Origin of the sequence: Chryseobacterium sp. BIGb0232 (genome assembly GCF_024810195.1) — a bacterium.
Taxonomy (GTDB): domain Bacteria; phylum Bacteroidota; class Bacteroidia; order Flavobacteriales; family Weeksellaceae; genus Chryseobacterium; species Chryseobacterium pennae.
Map to the genome: position 1 here is coordinate 110,563 of NZ_JANUEH010000012.1, position 16,787 is coordinate 127,349.

Sequence of the window (16,787 nt, forward strand, 5' to 3'; positions counted from 1 at the left end):
TAGGCCCGCAGGATATGAGGCAATAATTTACCTAAAGGACTAAAAATCCTTGGTTCATTAATCTGGATTCGGAAATCCCGATTAACAAAAAACTATTCGATTTCAAACATTCCTATTTGAGAATGCGTCCAATATCTATTCTGCGCAAAAGGATATGTTGGCAAACTTATTTTTACAGGTTTGTGATTCGTATATAACTGACTCCAATCTATTTCAAGGCCTTCTACCCATAGTTCACATAGTTTTGAATAATTTCGTGTTTCTATTAGTGGGCCAATATTTTGTTTATCCGTTCGCTCATTTACTTGCGATTCAATAAGAGTATCTTTTTTAGTTCGAATATTCCCATGAAACAGCTTACTTGGTTCATTGCCCAGAAAACAAACTAATGTCTCTTTCAACTCATCGAAAGAGGATGCAACAAATGCCAATCGTTCTTCCATGTGCTCCCTGCCCGTTTGGAGCGTATAGGCAACAGCTGGAAGCATCGATTCATTGAACTCTTGTTCATCAACCGCCAGTAAAAACTGAACCACTAATTCATCCAGTCTATCGGCATCTTTCGCTGATAAAAGAATTGCATAAGGAGAGATCCGTTCATCAGAATTTGAGTCATCGCTATTAGGAACATACTCCTCTATAATGAGATGGGCATTGGCACCACCTGCTCCAAAAGAAGATAGTGCCGCTCGACGCGGAATTGCGGTCTCTTGTCCATTAATTTCTAATCGGGCTTGCTCCCATCGCTCTAAATTATGTTGAACACGAAAAGGAGAATTACTAAAATCGATATTCGGGTTTAACGTTTCTGCATGGAGGGAAGGCACTAACTGCTTATACTTCATTTGCAAAAGTACTTTAGTGAGTCCTGCAATTCCTGCAGCACTTTCGCAATGGCCTATATTTGACTTTACAGACCCTATAGCACAATATTGCCTTTCTAACGTATCTTTTTCAAAAGCACGTGTCAAACCTGCTATCTCTAACGGATCGCCTAATGCAGTACCGGTACCATGTGCTTCCACATAACTTATTGAACGGGCTTCAATATTGGCCTTTTCTAGTGCGTTAGCTACAAGTTCGGCCTGCAAAACCGGATTAGGCACCGTATAACCATTGGTTTTACCACCAGAATTTATTGAGCTTGCCTTGAGTACACCATAAATATGGTCTTTATCAGCAATAGCCTTCTGCAAGGGCTTTAATAACACTACCCCAACACCTTCGGCATCTACAAACCCATCTGCATGTTCCCCAAACGACCTACATTGGTTCGATGATGAAACCATTGTCATTTCAGATAATCCGACGAAATGTTTTTGATCTACAATTAGATTTACTCCTCCTGCTATAGCACATTCACTCTCTCCTGACCTTAAACTTTCCATCGCTAGATGAATCGCGGTAAGGGAAGAAGAACAGGCCGTGTCAACAGCCATACTTGGCCCATGAAAATTAAACAAATACGAAACACGGTTAGCAATAGACCAATATCTAGGCTCTGTGGAGTAAAGTCCGTGCATTACCCCCACAAATACACCAACTTTTCTATTTTTTGATACATTGGTTGTTGTGTAGCCCGCATCTTCAATAGCAGCATATGATTGTTCTATAAACAGCCGTTCTTGGGGATCCATTTTTTCGGCATCCACGGGTGATATTCGAAAAAAAAGAGGGTCAAATTTATCGATGTCTTTTATAAACCCTCCCCACTTCGTGTAAATGCTCCCTTTCTTACCTCTCTGCGTACTGTAATTTGCTTTCCAATCCCAGCGATCCTCGGGAACCTCAGTAATGCAATTGTTGCCAGATTTTAAGTTATTCCACAACTCCATAATGTTATCGGAATTTGCATACTTACCCGAAAGGCCAATAACGGCAATTGAATCCTTCGAAGAAGAATTTAATTCACTCTTTTCATTTGATACCGTTTGCGTCTGATTTGGTGTTGCTTTCTGCTTGGTAAGCAAGGATAAGGACCTCCCATTATTGATAGGTGTTTGAATGGCATCGTACTTTTGCTGAGGACTCTCCGACCAATAACGAGGATTTTTTTCCCTCAAATAATGGTTTAGTGATCGTAGGTTTTGATGCTCAAAAAATAAGGTTTTAGATAGTGGTCCAAATATCTTTTCCAACTGAACAGTCAGCTCAATAATCATTACCGAATCTATACCGTATTTATCCATGGGAGCATCCACATCTATCCGATCTACAGAAAGTCTTGTTACCGAAGCAACGATTCTTTTCAGCTCTGCAAGACGTTTATCACTCTGGAAATCCAAACTAAGCATTTCCGTTTCAATACTATCTTTACTCAAAGAATAAAAACGATCCTGCTGATTAATTTTTGATATATAATCGAGTATCCGCTTTTTAGTCCCCTCGATAACAAGCACCTGCTCCTGCTTATTTTCCATACACTGGTAAAGCGCTGAAAAGCCATTAGAGCTTGTCATAGGGGCCATACCCATCGTTTCCCAAACTGCCTGTTGCGCATGGGCATCCAATGTCATACTTCCATCTTTCCATAAGGGCCAGTTAATAGACAATGAGTGGCCAAAACGTTGGTTAGCTAACACCAATTGGTTTCTGTAGTGCATATACTCGTCCATAAATGCGTTGGCAGCCGCATAGTCAGCCTGACCAATATTTCCAAAACTTCCGGCGATTGAAGAAAAACAAATGAAAAAATCTAAGTTTAATAACTTGGTAGCACCATCTAGATAGAATAACCCAGAAACTTTAGGCTCAAGTACCTCTCTAACCTCTTCGGCACTTTTTTTCAAGATGAAATTATCCCGTTTAATGCCCGCAGTGTGTATAATTCCATTTAATTTTCCAAAATCATCGATGATTCCATTAATCAAATTTTGTGCACCATCTTCTGTTGTGATTTCACTTTTCCGATAAAATATACGCGTATCGTCCGTGTTCCAATATGCCGACAACTTCTCCTCAGCAAATTTTTCATCAGACCTTCCTGTTAAGATTATGGTCGCCAATGGCGCAGTCTTGGTTATTTCTTGGGCCGTCAACTTCCCTAAATTGCCAATTCCTCCAGTAATTAAATAAACACCATCCTCTTTCCAAGGAATTAGATTATTCCTCTTAACATCTAATTTATTCCACTCGCACACAACATTTTGTCCTACAATATCCTCTGTAATTATAGGTTTAGAATGATTTGATACTTGTTCGCAAATCGTCTTAAAATCATCTACCAATAAAGTCTGCACATAAAATGATGGATTTTCTATACAAGCTGTTTTCAACAAGGCCCCTAAAGCTTTAAAAAGTTGCTTTTCCTTTTTATTCGAGACAACCAATTGAAATAGCACATCTCCATTTACACCCGCTTTAATCATTTTCTGAATGTATATAATCAGTTCTTCCGAATACGCTATATACCTATTTTCCAAACTCTCACCACCAAAATTCAGCACTAGTAAATCTTGATTATCTGCTAATCCCTCTAACTCTCTGAACATGTCTGATTCTGGTTCGCAGAGGATTGCTATTTTTCTTGTATATGTTTTGGTGGCTACTGGTGTTGCAAGCGATTGAGCCTTCCAATCTGCTGCAAACAGCAACAATTCATTCTCTTGATTTTGAGACTCCTGGAACAATTGTCCGCTTATACTCCGAAGCATCAGCTTTTTCAATTGAACACATAGCAGACCGTTTTCATCAAGAAGATCAATATCAACATAGAGCGATTTTTCATCTTCTTTGATTTTTTTAACATGCGCAAACATTCGTTGTTGACATCTTTGCAGGAGAACGGCCTCTTCCAGTGAAAAAGGAATTTGTAATTTATCCTCTTCATCCAAATCCATCAATCCAATGGAAGTATGAAGTGCAGCATCTAAAATACTGGGATGTATAGTATATTGATGGAGCGTGTTCAGTATAGAATTTGGCAAAACTAATTCAGCTAACACCCGATCTTGGCTTACATACATCTTATTGATACATCTAAATGAGGGACCATATTCTATTCCCTTCGTTTTAAAATAAGCGTAATATTTTTCTGCATCTATTTCATTTAATTGATATGCATCTCGTAGTTCTGATATCGAACATCCGAGCGAATCAGTTTTATTCTCCAATAAAGCCGTCCCTTGTGCATAGATATTTTCTATCTCATTAGTATCATTAAGTGAGTAAATATCAAAGACAATTGTTTTATCCTGGGATTGCTGAAGAGCGATATGTAACCGACAACCTTGATTAGTGGCCATTAGTGGATCCATCCAATAAATATTTTTTATGACCACCACTTTATTCTGATTTTCTTCTTCAACCTGGGCCGAAAGTATAGCAGCATGAATCATTTCTAGGTAAGCTGCCGCAGGTAAAATTGCCTTTCCGTTAATCTGATGATCCGAAAAAAAGAATTCAGTACCGGTAAAAGAAGAAGAGAAACTTTGTTCATTTAAGTTTGACGTATTCGTATGCAGTAAGGGATGATGAAAAGAAGTAGGGCTATCATTAATTCCAATTTGGCTGAGCGAGTTAAACTCCTCTTGTACCCAAAAGTGCTCCTCAGCAAAGGAATAGCCAGGTAAGGGAATACGCCGACATTCTCCATTTAAATAAAAATCTCGCCAATTGATGGTTCCTCCATTTATCCAGAAATTAGCCAATTTATCTGTTCGCCCTTCCTTCTTCCATTTGGCGTTCAAAACACGAAAATCCTCATCATCAATAATATCACCCAGCTTATTCACTTTGGTTATCAACGATTTATCGGTAAGATTATTCGTTCGGATGTACTCTTTTAATTGAATCAAAAGATCCTCTTTACTCTTAACTACAAATGCTATTCGTGTTAAGAAAGCTTCTCGCCCAACTTGAAGGGTATAGGCAATATCTTGTATGAATAGTTGATCGTCTTCTTGGTGTCTTGCTAAAAATCGGCAAAGTTGTTCCGCTACCCGATATAATGCCTCAGGTGTCCTAGCCGATAAAGGAACTAGAACTCCAGAAGTCGGTTTTGTCGGCTGAAAATTAGTTTGAAGATATTCCTCTACAATTAAATGTACGTTGGTTCCCCCAAAACCAAAAGAGCTTATGCCTGCTCTCCTTGGCAGTTCTTTTCCGTCGATATCCCGCTTAGTCTTCCATTCTTGATTTTCATCCACAACGTAAAAGGGACTTTCTTCTAGGTTGATAAAAGGGTTGATTTTCTTAAAATGCAAAATACCGGGAAGCTTTTTATACTGCATAGAGAGCAATACCTTAATGAAACCGGCAATACCTGCCGCAGATTCACAATGCCCTATATTCGTTTTAATGGTTCCTAAACCACAGGTGTATGGACTAAGTTGCGGATTAATTTCATTAAAGGCCTCTTTTAAAGCTTGCACTTCTATAGGATCGCCTAATGCTGTACCAGTACCATGTGTTTCTATATAGCCGATGGTTTCAAGTGGTATTCCCGATTGCTGATAAGCGTTCTTGATTAATTGCTTTTGAGCATTTAAATTTGGAGCCCGCAAGGAATTTGATCGGCCCCCGTGGTTAATAGCTACTCCTTTAAGTACACCATAAATAGTATCTTGATCTGCAATGGCATTTGCCAATGGTTTAAGTATAACTGCCCCAAAACCTTCAGACCTAACAAAACCATTCGCAGTTTCATCAAAGGTTTTACAAAGACCATCAGGCGATAACATGCCCGCTTTATAGCTCGCTATATGTACTCGAGGCGATAAAATTAAGTTTATACCTCCTGCAATAGCTATTTTACATTCGCCCCTTTCCATAGCAGCAATAGCATGATGCAAAGCAACTAAAGAACTGGAGCAAGCCGTGTTGATTGATTCACTTGGTCCTTGAAAATCGAACCAGTTTGAAACCCTGTTCGCAATCATACTAACATGTAAGCCGGAATCTAAATAGCCACCATACACATTAGACAATTTCGGATTCGAAGAAATAATCTCTGCATAATCGTTATTATGGACTCCTATAAATACGCCCACAGACTCTCCTGCTAAATCTTTCGGATTGTATCCTGCATTTTCAATTACATTCCAAGTCAATTCCAATGTCTTTCTTTGCTGTGGATCCATACACTCTGCTTCAAGAGGTGTAATACCAAAAAAATGAGCATCAAAATGAGAAATATTATTTAAAAAACCACCGAACTTTGGAAAAGATTCATCCTTTCCAATTCCTTTATAAAATTCATGTCTATCCCTTGGAATATCGCTCAGGGTAGATTTTCCATCCATTAAAATATCCCAAAGCTGATCCACATTGCTAACTTCATTCGGGAAATTAAAACTCATTCCAATTATGGCAACATTCCCTTTTTGAGAAGTTTTGTAATCTATGTTCTCTTCAACCGGTTTATGTGATGCAGAAACACCAGACACCAAGGTCATAATGTATGCAGCCAATTCGTGAATATTCCGATATTTATAAAACAGACTTGGGGAAAAATCCATTTGAAATTTTTCCTCGATTTTCCCAGCAAAACGAACATAATCAATGGAACTAAACCCTGCTATTGAAAGGATATGCTCATCGGACATCGCCTCTTTCGAGCTTCCTAAATTATCTGTGAAAATTTCATGTTTCAGAAAACTGAATACACTTTCTTCTTCAATATTTTGACTGAGGGTAGAATCTCTTAGCTTTCCTTCTCTCGATTGGATATATTGATAATCGAGGGATAGATTGCCAGTTATATATAGCTTTTTACAGTCGATTCGCTTTATTTTACCGCTGCTGGTTTTTGGAATACTTCCAGGCTGAACCCAGTTAATTGCGTAAACAGGTAAACCGAGATTTTCGGAAATAACTTCGGCCATTGAAACACTGTCTTTTAAGTATTCTTCTTCACTGAGCACTCCGTTTATTTCCTGAACAATGTGTATCCTTTCGTACGTATCTACCTCTTCTGAAAAAACAGTAAGCGGCAAAGTTAATTTCGGAAAATTACTTCGAATACACCATTCAATATCGACAGGATGATAATTCTTACCATTTACAATGATAATCTCTTTAATTCTACCCAATATAAATAAATTATCGTGATCAACAAAGCCTAAATCGCCCGTTCTGAAAAACCCTCCCTCTCCGTTTGTATTTAAAGTTGATAAAAAATGGATATCATTATTTTTCAACAGGTCAAAATATCCGGCAGCAACAGCGGATGATTTTACCCACACCTCACCCATTTCGCCATCCTTGCAGGGAATTAAAGAATTTGGATTGACAATACGTACCTGATTTTTTTCAAACAGTTGTCCGCAACTTACTACGGCTTTACCATCTTGTTCATCCTCTATAATTTTTATTTCATTCTGAATGAACGCGGACCCGTCTAATAAAAGAAAATGAGGGACTGCTCCAGATTTCCAAGTGGTTACCGAACCTATTTCTGATAGTCCGTAATGCGAACAAAAAACGTCTTTCCGTAGACCCAAAACTTCAAATTTCCCGACAAAATTCTCATACGTCTGCTTTCGAATGGGTTCTCCTCCACAAACGATGTTAGTAATTGAATGAAGAGAAAATGAAGTTAAAGACCTGATATCAACGTTCGAACATAGGTAATCAAAAGCAAAATTAGGCGCAGCTGTGTGTGTAGCTTGGTGCTCATGCAATTTAGATAGCCACATCTCCGGCTTTTTTAAAAAACTAGCCGGGGAAAGAACAACACTTGTAGCTTCTTGCAATAAAGGTGCGAGTAAATTAAAAAAAAGTCCAAAATTATGAAATTGAGGCATCCAAGATACTACGATACTTTTATTATTCATCTCCCATTGTTCTGCACCATTTTTTGCTTGGGTCAATAAATTAGCATGGGTAATCATTACTCCTTTAGGTACTGAAACCGAACCAGATGTATAAAGTAAAACAGCGAGATCGTCGCCTTGAATCGCTTCACCCTCTAGAATATCGGTCACTGAATATCCCAATTTATCAACACAAACAATGTGACAATTCGGGAAGGCATCCTCCAAAGCAAAATGTGCTTTAAATGCCCCAATGGTAAGAATCGTGGTTGCTCCTGAATCTGAAAGTACCGACTGAAGTTTATCTATTATCAATTTGGGCGAAGATAACTCGGGTATTGGTGTAGGAACGACCACTATATTCGCATACAGGCAGCTTAAAAAAGTAAGTAAATATTCCGAGCCCTGAGGTAAACAGAGAATAGCTCTTTGTGAAGGTAAGATTCTGCTTTTCAATTGGCTTCCTCTTATTCGGATTTTCGTTTGCAAGTCTTCTCCGGTCAGCACTACGCTTTCCTCTTTACTTTCAAAACGGAATAATTCCTTTTCCTTATTCTTTCTACAGGTCTCAAGCAGATGATCTAAAAGAAACACCTTATTATTTTCCTGAACATTCATATTTCTTTATTTAAAGATTGAGATCGGAAATTTCTCTGTAATAATGCCCAAAATACGCTTATCCGTGTATATTGCATAGGTCCTAGACAATATCTCTGAGTCGTCGGATTCATTAAAATAGTTAGCAACTCTATCATTCCGTTCGAGTGTTACATCCAATATTTCCCGATAACACTCAAACTTCTCCTGCTTCCATAAGAGTCCAATCGGCGAATCACTTTCCACAAGCTTTTGTTGGACATAATCCGATAACCGGTTAAACACGAACAGCGATTCAGCATACACATAATTATTCTCTTTGCCTTGCAATAAAACGATCCTGCGCAGTACCGAATCTCCTGAAGAAAGATCAAGGAAGGTGGGCAATTCGCTTATTCTTTGCTGGCGGAGTACATTTACTGTAATTATATCTCCTGTATACAAGGCTACAAGATCTGTAACGGTTCCATCTGTTTTCATCATTACTTTCTGAAAAGTGCTTAATGAGTTCTTTTTCAAAACAGAAAGGTTTAAAGATGGTTTTAATGAGACATCATAAAGCGTCCAAGGTGCATTCGGCATATTAGTATTACCGATTTGATTAACAGTATTTTCCATATGGATTTCATTTTATACGACCAAACTATTTATAGATTTTGACAAGATGATTTTCAACAAGTGATACATTGATCAAGTAGAACGCATGTTATGCACAAGAAAACAATAGTTTTTACTTTAAGGTTGAGGAGCGTACTATCGATTTAGCCAAAGTATTTTTTATTTATAAAATCGGCTGCAGCTTCTAGAATACGGATCCCTATATTATCTACATTTCTATTATTCCATTTTTCAAGTTCTGTACCTTTCACCCATTCGTTAAATGCTCCTAACGAGGGACCGCAATACACTTGGTAATTAATTTTGTTTGAAACATTACCTGATAATGCTGCCTGAGTAGCCTGCTCCAAATACCACTTAAATACCATCGCCATTTTAAATTTAGGATGATCAGCTATTTTTTGTAACTCTTCGCTGTTACATTTTCTTTCGCATTCATAAATAATCTCTTCTATCGATTTCTTGAAATACTTATTTTCCAATTCTTTACGCAACTGAATATCAATTTCATCCAGAGAATTACATTGCTTATAAAGCTCAAATAATTTATTCGCTCGGGCAGGAAAAAATACCCCTTTTTTCAGTACCTGTACCTTAGATCCTAATTCAAACAAATAGGTAGAGGGAGCGTAAGCCATATCGTGAATCCCTATTTTTTCAATCATGTCCTTAACAGTATCGCTAATTTGTGCTTCTACAGTACATTGATTAATAGAGCCGGTAACAATAAAATCAGCTCCTTGAAAAAACGAGCAGGCAGCAGCCTCTGGCGTGCCTATACCACCAGCCGCACCTAGGTGGATATTTTCTTGGTAATGGTATTTTTCAGCCAATCGCTTCTTTAATCTAATCATCAAAGGAAGTAGAACGATCGATGCAGCATTTTCGGAATTTCCCCCTCCATCCGACACTACACATATATCAGTAGCCACAGGAACAGACTGAAGCAGTTCGGCTTGAAGAGGTGTTATCTTGTTAGCTTCTAACAAACATTGTATAAGCTGATCTGAAGCCGGGCTCAAAAAGAGCTCTGCAATTTCAGAGCGTGATACTTTCACCTGAATCCGATTCTCGGAAACAATTTTACCACTAGGCTCCCTTTTCAATCCTTGTGCACGAAAGCTTACAATTGCTTCGGTAGGTTGAAAATAGTTTGCTATCTCTATATTCTTAACTTTTTTTGCCTGTAATAAACTAAGGCACTCTTTTTCAAAATCAGGCTTATTGAGGTCATATTCTATATTAACCCCAAAAGATTCACTCCCCTGCAATTCTTCCCTGATTTTTAAAATATCTTCTTCTATTTTTTTTAATGAAAGACCTGAAGTTGCATAATAACTCATCATCCCTGCCTTATTCATGCGAACAATCATTTTTGGGGATGAAATGCCGTGATGCATTGCCCCGGAAGCGTACGCATATTTTACTTGGTAAGCCTTCCTATAAGATTCCGAACCCAGCTCCATTGCTTTTATTATTGTTTTCCCAGCAGCTGTCGGATTGAGTTTTTCAGGAAAATCTATGTCTAATCTTGGCAGAGCTATTGGCACTTCCTTTTGTTCCGAATTCTCTCGACTCTCTTCAATTAGTAATACTTCCGCCTCTACCTTTATTTTTTTAACCATGTCCATAAGAACCGTACCTCCATCGACCTGATTAAACTCTTCCACCCCTTTTCCCATTAAATATTGGATAGATTCCTGCCATTTTACAGAGCTAACCATTTGACGCTCCAATGACTCCTTTATTTTGTCCGCCTCATACAACCTAGCCGTTACGTTCGATATTACCGGAATGCTTAAATCGTTGAATTGAAATTTGTTCAAAAACTGCCCAAATTCATCTGCACTATCTTTCATATATCTAGAATGAAATGCCCCACTAACGGCAAGAGGAATGTATAAACTAGCTCCTGATTTTTCAAAAACTGGCTTGGCTGCCAGTACATCAGCTTTAGGCCCTGATATAACAATTTGAGATGGCGTATTGTAATTGGCAATATCCAATGTAAGTAAATCATTATCCTTTAGCACCTTAACAACCCCCTCTTTATTTAAACCAATAACAGCGGCCATTCCTCCACCATTTGCTTTGGCCATAAGCGCTCCCCTCTTCTTCACCAATTTTAAACCGGTATTAAAGTCAAAAGCCCCTGCTGCAAGTAAGGCATTAAACTCTCCCAGACTATGTCCAGCAAGAAAATGAGGAGGCTGACTTTTATTCAATTGCTTATAGTAGTGCATAGTATTAACCACAAATAAAGCCACTTGTGCGTTTTGCGTTTGAACAAGTTCTCCATGCGGATCAACCAGACATAATTCTTTAATTGAATAACCTAATATTTCATCGGCTTTCTCCACAATATCTGGAAATTCTTCAAAAAGCCCCTTTCCCATTCCAACCTTCTGGGATCCTTGCCCAGGAAAAATAAACGCTTTCATTGTTTTACTTTTTATTGAGTTCGTAGTGTATTGCTTTTTTGTGTGCGACAACCTATGAATCAGATTATCAATCTTATTTTGATTTTCTCCGAAAGGAGTAATGGTTGTGTAATTTTTGGAAAGAGATTGCTTGCTTAAACAATTGCTAACAAAACTAGATAGGGTACCGCTTGCGCCCAGATCTATGTACGTATAACTGCCTCTTTCCTCCAGCATCGTCACTGTTTTCTTAAAACAAATCGGACGTCTCACAATATCCCAGAGATAATCCACAGTTACTTTTGGATTGATTGTTTTATGTGCGCATGAAACAAGTACATTGTTACTATTCTTAAGAGGTATTTGGTTTAACAGTTTTTTTATCGGCTGTTCAAAACGATCGATTAACGATGAATGAAATGCTGTATTTACTGGAAGACGATGGAAATTTTTCCCTCTTACCTGTAGTCCCTTTTCGAGCTTCAAAATAGCCTTCCTATCACCTGAAACTACAAAGTGATTTTCAAAACTTTCAGCAGCAAATTCGCAATCCTCAAATATGCTTGGCTCTTCATCAAATAAACTCCGATTATCCAATACTGCCAGCATAGCGCCGTCCAACTTTTCTTTTTCAATTAAATTTGCGGCTTCGATCAACATGTGCAACATTTTATCTTCCGAACACCGTCCTGATGTTACCAATGCGATGTATTCACCTAAACTTGATCCTAAATAATAATTGGCCTCGATTCCCTTCTCGATTAAAACTTGGGTCATTGAATAGCCCAGCATAAAAATTGCAGGATGCGTAATTTGAAGTTTATCAAATGGATCACTTATCTTCTTCTGCGGATTATACAATTCTTTTACAACCGATGGTATACCATAATCCTGCGCCATTGTGTCTAGTTGCAGCATACATTTTTTGAAGGGCTGATTTTCAACAAACAAGTCGCTCGCTGCATGGTAATATTGCGAACCCTGACCTGAATACATAAATACTATTTCATTATTCATCGCATCACTAGCATATTGATTGAACTTGAAAAGAAAAAATTAAGATATACTTCGTCATTGCAAGGAGGCACGTCCAAATCTATATTTCCTGTTTTGAAACGAACTATTTTACCTCGAATATTAGATTGCTTTACGCCTCCTGCACCCCTGCCCTTCAGTTCGCAAGAACGCGACCTCGAAAGAATTTTGTCAAACTATGGTAAGGCCTTCCGGACATGAGGCGAAAACTTACTTAAAGGGTTCTTTGTTGGCCAGGATTTGCAACCCTAGCCTTCACTCTTTGGATTGAAAATCTAATTTAATTCGCTCAAAAATGCAACAACTAATTGATTATTTATTGGATGTTTTTAACATTAAAATAATTACAAACCATAGGTTCATTCATCTGAATTCAGAAATCCCGACAAACAAGAACAAGCTTTCGAACACACTAATCAGAAAATCATGTTCGAATAAAGAAGAATACGGAATAGCCTGAAAAAGTAATTAACACATCTATTTTGACAAATAATAAAATAAATGGTCTTATTACTCACAGTGAAAATGTTAAGAATTTTCAGTATTTACCACGAATTTTTCAATTTAAAATCAAGAAAAATTAAAAAGTCCGGGTTGATTCGGTCTCATTCTAAAATCCACAAAGTACTTTAAATCGTCAATTTGCAAATAGATGTTGTTTTTTAATACTTCAGAAAAAAGTAAACCTACCTCCTTTTTAAATCGATGCCCCGGGTATATCCTGTCGTTTGCATGCAACATTAACTTAATCTTCTGAAGACTGAAATACATTTCTACCGGATCTGCTCCTCTTTCGGTGCAAATTCCACACCCTTCAATAAACAAAGTATCTCCTGAAAAGAAGGAATGATCTATTAAGTAACAACAACTGCCTTTCGTGTGCCCTGGAGAAAAGACGGGTTTAACCAGAAAACTTCCAATTGCCAGCTCATCTTCTGTATGGATATAAATAAGGTTACTGCAAGTAAAATTATAGGTTTGCGCTTCAACAGCTGTGATGTAAATGCTACAATTGTAGAATTTCGCTAATTCATCAGCCAGATTCGTATGATCAAAGTGCGAATGCGTAAGCAAAATTCCTTCAACTTCAAAATTATGAGACTGTACAAAATCTTTCAGCACATTAATTTCCCAGGAAGGGTCGATTAGAAGTATCTCCTTGGTTCCCTTGAATTGAATTATATAAGAATAATTGACGATGGAACCGAACGACAATCTAAAAACATACGTGATTGTATTCATCCGATCATATTTCCTATTAAATGCCATATTCATTTTATTTGCAGCAGTACTATCTTTTCCTCAATGCAAAGTACTTTATTAACTATTTAATATGACAATTTATGGTAAGTTACTTGTTAAACATTCCTGTTATTCCAAAGGAGGATAGCCTAAAATTATAAAACTGAATGATCGGCTGTAGTAAACACTATTGGTAGTTTATCCAAACCACGCATGATACTATTCATTTTAAATTTTAATACTGTATTTTCAGCTAAGGAGAAATGGGGAAAGCGTTCCAAAAGAGTACAAATGGCTATTTCTGCCTCAACTTTACCAAGCGATGCACCTGTACAAAAATGAATTCCACTTCCGAACGATAAATGTTTATTATCCTTTCTTTCAATGTCAAATTTATCAGGCTCCACAAATTTACATTCGTCGTGATTTGCAGAACCAATACAAATCAGTACAAGCTCCCCTTTAGGAATTAATGTACCATTTATTTCTGTGTCTTCTATTGGATATCGTTCGCTCGCCAATAATACAGGGGGATCTTTTCTAAGCATTTCCTCAATAGCGCTGTGAATTAAAGTAGGATTTTGTCGTAACTTATCCAATTGGCTAGGATTTTCAATAAGCAACAAAATTCCATTTCCGATCAGATTCACAGAGGTCTCATATCCCGCAGCAAATAGTAAAAAGATAGTCGACAATAATTCCTGTTCATTTAGGTTTTCGTCTTCTTCTTGTGCCTGCAACAAGGCCGTTATCAGATCTTCTTTTGGTTGCTTACGTCGTTCATCTAAAATTTGATGAAGATATTCTGTAAAGCCCTGAATAGCACTCGGAATTAGTGTCATGCGTTCTTCTGCTGAAACGTTTGAATCAATATTCAATATAATATTTGACCATCGTCTGAACAACTCCTTATCTTTCGAAGGTATCCCTAATAACTCCGAAATTATGCTTATTGGCAAGGGCAAGGCATATTCACTGATAATATCCATGCTATCGGCGGTAGCTACCTTAACATCTATCAGATCATTGGCCATCTTCTGAATCTGAGGGCGCATCTTTTCCACTAGTTTAGGAGTAAATGCTTTTTGAATCAGCCGTTTCATTTTTGTATGTTCAGGTGGATCCATGTTAAGTAAATGGTGACTGAACAGCATGCTATTATTCATTGCAGACTCCTTGCCTTCTTGCGGCGTTACTTTACGTATGTCTTTAACAAAAATCGGATTCCTAAATATTTGTATGGCATCCTCATATTTAGTTACCATCCAAAAGGCTTGACCGTTCCCAAAACTGACCTTTTTAATCGGTGATGTTTCTCGCATGTAAGCATAAACAGGAAAAGGGTTCTGTATAAATTCGGGATTAGTGAAATCAACTTTGGGTACCTGAACATCTTTTCCAAATGGACATTTACCTTTTTCTTCATTGTTTGTTTCCATACTATTTTTAAATTAACTATATCAATTATTAACCTTTATTCAAAAGCGGACAGCTGTGTATACCTGTCAAAACAGTTCAAATTTCTTATTGGCAGTAATAAATACACGATATACCGACAAGCAGAATTTTCAGCTAGCAAACTAGTTCCAGTAGAAACAGAAACTATTTACACGTATTTAGTAGCGGCATCAATTAAATAAGCGGGAACTTCTTTCCAGCAACTACTGCCTCTAACAGTTCTTTCTTAACATGGGTATTCACACCGGCGATTTTTGTGCTGAACTCGCATTTCACTTCACCTACTCCTTTAGCAAACCAAATTATTAAGCTGTGATTGATTGGGAACAAGCCCTTTTTACTGGCTGTCGATTTTATCTTTAGACATTGTTTAAAAGTACCAGCGGGCACTTCTACATCTTCGAAACCAAGTAATGTACTACTTCCATTTATCTCACCGAAATTAAAATTGAGATTGAAAATAGAAAATATCACTTTTGAGGTGTAACCATATACTCCCCCTATTGCTACTACCTTAGGCGAAAGAGTTAAGGGGGGACTATAAACCATTTTACCGGCTTTCTTTTTAATGACATGCGTACTCAACCCGTTTTTATATTCTAACAAGACGGTAGAACCATCTGATGACTCTACTTTTTGAAGATTTACACCATTAAAAAAAACATCATCAACCACTAAATGGCTTAGTTTTGTTTTATTATTTTTCAAATACAACCAAAAATTATCTTTTTCCAAAGGATTATACTCCTCTATAAAATATTCTTCCATTTTATTTAGCTTAGATTTATAAACTGCACAGACAACTTATTTTTGAATTTTATTTAGTTTTCGGTAACCTAAAAGCAATGAAATAACCATCACGATAGCATTACCTATATCGAATTGAGTATTGGGGCAATATACCTTCAGTCTCAAAGGTATTACTTAGTATCTCTGGGAATCTTTACGATTTATACTATCCGACTATAAAGTTCTTCTAAATCAATAACTTCCCAGATATCGATTTTAATTTCTGAATAAGAAGAAACCCCCAAAGTGTAGCACTCATTGAACAGGAGTGTTTTTGAAAAAACGTTCACATTTTCAAAATTATTATGTAACTGAAATTCAAAACTATTCGATATAAAAGAGATATCTTTCAGTTTTAAATCATGATAAAATCCCTTGCCAGTAAGCTTCAAATAACTTTCTTTCAAGGTCCAAATTTTATAGAAAAAAGGTAACCGATCCGATTCATTGCTATCCAGATATTTTTGATATTCATTATTGGAAAAGCAATATTCAATAAAGTTTTCTGATTTATCGTTAATTAACTCCACATCAATGCCAATCTCCTCATTGTCGTAAGCACAAATTACCCAGTCTCCGGAATGTGATAAATTAAAATGAAAATCGGGTAGTCCTATGATGAATGGCTTTCTAAATACCCCATAACCAAATTGGATGTCTGGGTTTTTAATTCCGAAATTTTCAATAACTACTAATCTAACCAATAATTCAGCAATCAATGTCCGTTCAGCATCTCGTTTAAAAAGAAAATTGGTCAAGGATTCTTTCTTTTCCGCTGTAATTAACTGGATAAATTCAGTATATATAGTTTTAGAAATGCCATTTTTTACGGAGAGCGCTATTATTTTCATGCGATGTCTTTTCCGTTAGAAGA

7 protein-coding genes are annotated in these 16,787 nt (G+C 37.2%); all 7 read right to left on the bottom strand.

Annotation, left to right across the window (positions count from 1 at the left end; all coding sequences use genetic code 11):
* Positions 1-92: 92 nt before the first annotated feature.
* On the bottom strand, positions 93-8,372 hold the full coding sequence (locus M2372_RS21255; protein WP_123321243.1) for an SDR family NAD(P)-dependent oxidoreductase: 8,280 nt from the start codon (positions 8,370-8,372) through the stop codon (positions 93-95).
* 6 nt (positions 8,373-8,378) lie between these two features.
* Entirely contained in the window at positions 8,379-8,933 is a 555-nt protein-coding gene (locus M2372_RS21260; RefSeq protein ID WP_185018935.1) for a chorismate pyruvate-lyase family protein, read from the bottom strand.
* A 179-nt stretch (positions 8,934-9,112) separates the two neighbouring features.
* Entirely contained in the window at positions 9,113-12,406 is a 3,294-nt protein-coding gene (gene fabD, locus M2372_RS21265) for an ACP S-malonyltransferase (RefSeq protein ID WP_123321241.1), read from the bottom strand.
* A gap of 588 nt (positions 12,407-12,994) precedes the next feature.
* Positions 12,995-13,666, bottom strand: a complete 672-nt coding sequence (locus M2372_RS21270) for an MBL fold metallo-hydrolase (protein ID WP_185018931.1) — start codon at positions 13,664-13,666, stop codon at positions 12,995-12,997.
* 155 nt (positions 13,667-13,821) lie between these two features.
* Positions 13,822-15,105: a cytochrome P450 gene (locus M2372_RS21275; RefSeq protein WP_123321239.1), complete on the bottom strand. Its 1,284-nt coding sequence runs from the start codon at positions 15,103-15,105 to the stop codon at positions 13,822-13,824.
* Between the two features lie 193 nt (positions 15,106-15,298).
* A complete protein-coding gene (locus M2372_RS21280) occupies positions 15,299-15,892 on the bottom strand; it encodes a hypothetical protein (protein WP_123321238.1) in 594 nt (197 codons plus the stop codon).
* 182 nt (positions 15,893-16,074) lie between these two features.
* A complete protein-coding gene (locus M2372_RS21285) occupies positions 16,075-16,764 on the bottom strand; it encodes a 4'-phosphopantetheinyl transferase superfamily protein (RefSeq protein WP_123321237.1) in 690 nt (229 codons plus the stop codon).
* Positions 16,765-16,787 lie beyond the last annotated feature (23 nt).

Bases quoted from the DNA above. Each gene is read 5' to 3' on its own strand.
- M2372_RS21255 (WP_123321243.1), bottom strand. From the start codon at position 8,372: ATGAATGTTCAGGAAAATAATAAGGTGTTTCTTTTAGATCATCTGCTT.
- M2372_RS21260 (WP_185018935.1), bottom strand. From the start codon at position 8,933: ATGCCGAATGCACCTTGGACGCTTTATGATGTCTCATTAAAACCATCT.
- fabD (WP_123321241.1), bottom strand. From the start codon at position 12,406: ATGAATAATGAAATAGTATTTATGTATTCAGGTCAGGGTTCGCAATAT.
- M2372_RS21270 (WP_185018931.1), bottom strand. From the start codon at position 13,666: ATGAATACAATCACGTATGTTTTTAGATTGTCGTTCGGTTCCATCGTC.
- M2372_RS21275 (WP_123321239.1), bottom strand. From the start codon at position 15,105: ATGGAAACAAACAATGAAGAAAAAGGTAAATGTCCATTTGGAAAAGAT.
- M2372_RS21280 (WP_123321238.1), bottom strand. From the start codon at position 15,892: ATGGAAGAATATTTTATAGAGGAGTATAATCCTTTGGAAAAAGATAAT.
- M2372_RS21285 (WP_123321237.1), bottom strand. From the start codon at position 16,764: ATGAAAATAATAGCGCTCTCCGTAAAAAATGGCATTTCTAAAACTATA.